Raw genomic sequence first — 3,659 nt, 5'->3', positions numbered from 1 at the left:
TCCGGCGACCGCCTGGATCAACAAACCCACCGACAGCACCGAGGCCAAACTAGCCGCCTAACTCCCACTGGCCTCATCCGGCTTGACAAATTCCGTGGCGCCAATTACAGTGGCAACGCGGACTATTACACGACCTCAAATGCATCAACCTGCTACGGCCAGACTTACACGTTCGCTTCACCCAGTGTCGTCTGGAACGATCAGACGTCTTCCTTCGCAGGTCAAGGAGCATGCCAGATCAGGCTCTATGACGACATCAACTACTACGGCGGTTTCTACGGCTATTTCGATTGTCGGAGCAACTTGGCCAACGTTGGGTACAACGATCGGGCGTCGTCAGTCAGGTTCCATTTGACGAATACATATAGCTGCTTCTAGACGACGTATCGGCCAAGACCCCGAGCCACTATCCAGGCTCCCGGGTCTTGGCCATTTTTTCTGGAGTGTGACTATCCATGTAACTGCCCTAATATCGCGGATCGAGAGCGGTGCGGCGACCGCTCGAAGCCTGGCTCAGCGCCTCGTAGCGGCCAAGTTGGCAGAGCTTCGTCACGACCCAGCCGATGAGGCGGATAGCGCAAGGCCTAATCGTGTCGGCTTGATTGAAGGCCCGCTCATTTCCTACGGAATTGGTCGTCCGCCGCATGATCGCGGCAGTTACGTCGATAGCCCACTTTCTGAAGTTCGTTTTGCACGCGGATTGGATGGAACCAATGCCTCCCTGCCGGACATTGTTGAGTATGGACACCTTTGATTCCCAAGCCACAGACTCCGCACTGTGGTTGCACGTCCGCGGCGGCAATGGACGCGCGTTTGGTGTCCTGTTTGACCGCCACCGGGATCGGGTTTTTGGTCATAGCCTTCGGCTGGTTCGAACACAGGCGGCGGCTGAGGATGTTACTGCGATGGTGTTCCTCGAAGCTTGGCGGTGCAGAACACGAGTTCGGTTCGTTGATGAGTCCATCCTCGGGTGGCTCCTTGTAACCACTAACAACGTGGCCCGGAATCAACTTCGGTCCGGTCTCCGACACCAGCGACTTCTCCGAAGGCTTCCACCGCCGGATTCTGTGCCTGACCACAGTGAGGCGGTGCTGGACGCGATCGACCTCGGCTCCACAGGGAACACGGTTCAGCGCGCCTTTGCGCACCTGAACTCCCGGGACCAAGAGATACTGCTGCTGTGTGTCCTGGAAGACCTGTCGATGACGGACGTCAGCCGGCTTCTTCGAATACCTTCGGGCACCGTCAAATCCCGACTATTCCGCGCAAAGCGACACCTCGCTCTCGTCCTCAACGAGTACAACCCGATCCAACCATCCCCATCAGTTGCGGGAGAAAGCACATGATGAACAGTACGCCGACGGAACCGCACTTCACTGCCAACCGCAGTGCGGCGATCCGAGCCCTCCTCGTGAACATCGCCGAACCAGGAACTCCAGAGAATCTGAGACTTCGTCGTGCTCGACGCGTTCGGATCGTCGTCCCCGCAGTCATTGCAACCCTCGTCTTGACTGCCGGTGCCGTCGTGGCCGTCCAAGCGCAGGTAACGAGGACCGATCACATCAATTGCTTCGCTCGAGCGGAGCTCAACATGTGGGGGGAATTCCCGGGCGCTCGGGTGACCAGCCTCGAGGGCACCATCGGCGACAGCGAAGGGGGTCCGGTGTCAATCAATGACGCCCTGGCCGCGTGTTCAGACCTCTGGGCCCAGCATGCCCTGGACGCAAGTATCGAGAGTGGGGTTCGTTCAGATCCCGTTGACCGAACATTTTCCTACCCTGTCCCTGACCCGCTCACGGTCTGTGTCATGTCCGATGGAATGGCCGCCGTGATTCCCGGCGCGTCCGACGTCTGCGGTCGCCTCGGCCTGGCGGAACGAGCCAAGTAGGAACAAACAAATGCCATGACCAAAACTACCCACGACGACGTGTTTCTTGGCGGCGTCCACATCGGCCCAGATTTACATTTACTTGGGGGTCAGAAGCCGGGTATTAGTAGGGGTCGCTTGAGAATTCGGAGCTCAGCGTACGGTAAGCCCATCAATCTGCCGGTTCCCGGATGAGAAAGCGTCCGTAGGGCGGCGATTCACTCTCAGGCGACGTGTAGGGGTGGGCAGTCTTTGGTGCAGCGAGAATTGTCGTCCAGGAAGGAATGCCAGATGAGCTTGTACCAGACGTCTCCAGACGTTGCGCGTTTCGTCGATCTTCGAAAGGAGCTGACCGAACTCCGATCCGGGGTGAGCGGAACGGGGGTGCCGTTGACTGAGGTGCAGCGGGACTTTGTGGCGTTGGCGCAGGCCGAGGGGTTGTGTGATCTGGCAGCCACGATGAATGGTGGTATTTCGGTTTCGACTGACTGAAACCGGAAACTGCTCTTGTTCCGCTCGTAGTTGTTTTGGGACTCAGCGGGTTGAGGCGGGGATCCACCGATAGAGGGTGGGCACCGAGACACCCAGATGTTCGGCGACGTCGACGGCGGGAGTGCCGGCTGCGCCCGTACAGTGAATTGAGACAGACGATAGGAGGATCTGTTTCAATTCACTGTACGGGCGCAGGACTTGCGTGCGCACCCGGTGCTGCTGACGCTGGGACTATCTTTGGGAATATCGCCACAGTTGCAGGCGTAGTCACCCTTGTCGGGTCACCCTTTGTGGCTACTGGAGTGGGAGGCGTAATAGTTGGTGTGGCAGGAGCTATATCCTTTGCAACTGCAGCCCCTGCCTTCCTGATCTCCAATCTTTGCTAAGCACGAAATACAAAAATGAGCCGCAAGAACGCTTTTTCCTTCTACATCGTTGTCGGACTAATTTCCGCCGTTGTGGGCGTACCGCGAGCGATTGCAGTGGCAGGTGGAGAAGATCCTGGACCGGTGAATTTAGCGTTCATCGTTCTTTCCTTGCTGGTCGTCGTTAGCTGCGCACTTATGGCAATCAGGAACCGCCCGAGCACATGGACCCACGAGTGACCAATAACCGCGACTGATGCCGTGGGTAAAACTCTCTTGGGGTCAGATCACGGAACGGAATAAAAACCACGCTACGAGTCTGATGGCGGCCGCAGCCGAGTGCTCCGGAGTGGCTGGAATTACGGCCTTCCGTGGGCGGGGATCCACCGGTACATCGTGGCAATGGAGACGCCCAGGTCACGCGCAACGTCGGGTGGTGTCATACCTGCTTCGAGAAGCTTTATTGCTGATGCGATCTTGCTTTCGGTCATGATGCGTTTCCGGCCGGGGAGGTGGCCTTTTTCGCGGGCGGCGGCGAGACCTGCTTGGGTTCGTTCGATGGTGAGTTCTTGTTCCATTTGCGCGAGCGACGCCATGATGTTGAAGAAGAACCGGCCGGCCGGGGTGGTGGTGTCGATTTGGTCAGTCAGCGAGCGGAAGCCAACACCGTCTTGGTGGAGTTGTTCGGTGAAGTCGATGAGGTTCTTCACGGTGCGGCCGAGTCGGTCAAGTTTCCAGACGACGAGAGTGTCGCCGGCGCGGAGCTGTTCGAGCGCCTTCGTCAAGCCTGGTCGATCGGTCTTGGTGCCGCTGATGGTGTCTGTCGGCGGCCGTGACAAACTGGGCGTTTTCTAGCGAACGTCGCAACACTCGATCAAATGCGGGCTATTTCTTTGAGCCTATCGAAGTGCCGTCCGGACGGTTCCCAGCTGCGT

Annotated in this window: 3 protein-coding genes; 2 read left to right on the top strand and 1 reads right to left on the bottom strand. The window is 58.2% G+C overall.

The annotated features are described in order from the left end of the window. The first annotated feature begins 644 nt into the window (after nt 1–644). Together IWX77_RS16720 and IWX77_RS16715 are read left to right on the top strand one after the other, a co-directional pair. The gene (locus IWX77_RS16720; RefSeq protein ID WP_327012285.1) at nt 645–1,346 is read left to right on the top strand and encodes an RNA polymerase sigma factor; all 702 of its coding nucleotides are present in this window, start codon (nt 645–647) and stop codon (nt 1,344–1,346) included. Next, a complete protein-coding gene (locus tag IWX77_RS16715) occupies nt 1,343–1,888 on the top strand; it encodes a hypothetical protein (protein WP_196845674.1) in 546 nt (181 codons plus the stop codon). The genes IWX77_RS16720 and IWX77_RS16715 overlap by 4 nt, the downstream gene beginning before the upstream one ends. 1,195 nt (nt 1,889–3,083) lie before the next feature. Here the strand turns inward: IWX77_RS16715 and IWX77_RS16710 are convergent. After that, nucleotides 3,084–3,563 carry a recombinase family protein gene (locus tag IWX77_RS16710; RefSeq protein ID WP_196845673.1) on the bottom strand — a complete coding sequence of 160 codons (480 nt, stop codon included), beginning with the start codon at nt 3,561–3,563 and terminating at the stop codon, nt 3,084–3,086. Nucleotides 3,564–3,659 lie beyond the last annotated feature (96 nt).

The sequence above is a fragment of the Cryobacterium sp. CAN_C2 genome (assembly GCF_015751745.1).
Taxonomy (GTDB): domain Bacteria; phylum Actinomycetota; class Actinomycetes; order Actinomycetales; family Microbacteriaceae; genus Cryobacterium.
This window is presented reverse-complemented; position numbering and strand designations above follow the sequence as displayed.

What these genes read in the sequence shown, in the direction of transcription:
- IWX77_RS16715 (WP_196845674.1), top strand. Translation starts at nt 1,343, where the DNA reads ATGATGAACAGTACGCCGACGGAACCGCACTTCACTGCCAACCGCAGT.
- IWX77_RS16720 (WP_327012285.1), top strand. Translation starts at nt 645, where the DNA reads ATGATCGCGGCAGTTACGTCGATAGCCCACTTTCTGAAGTTCGTTTTG.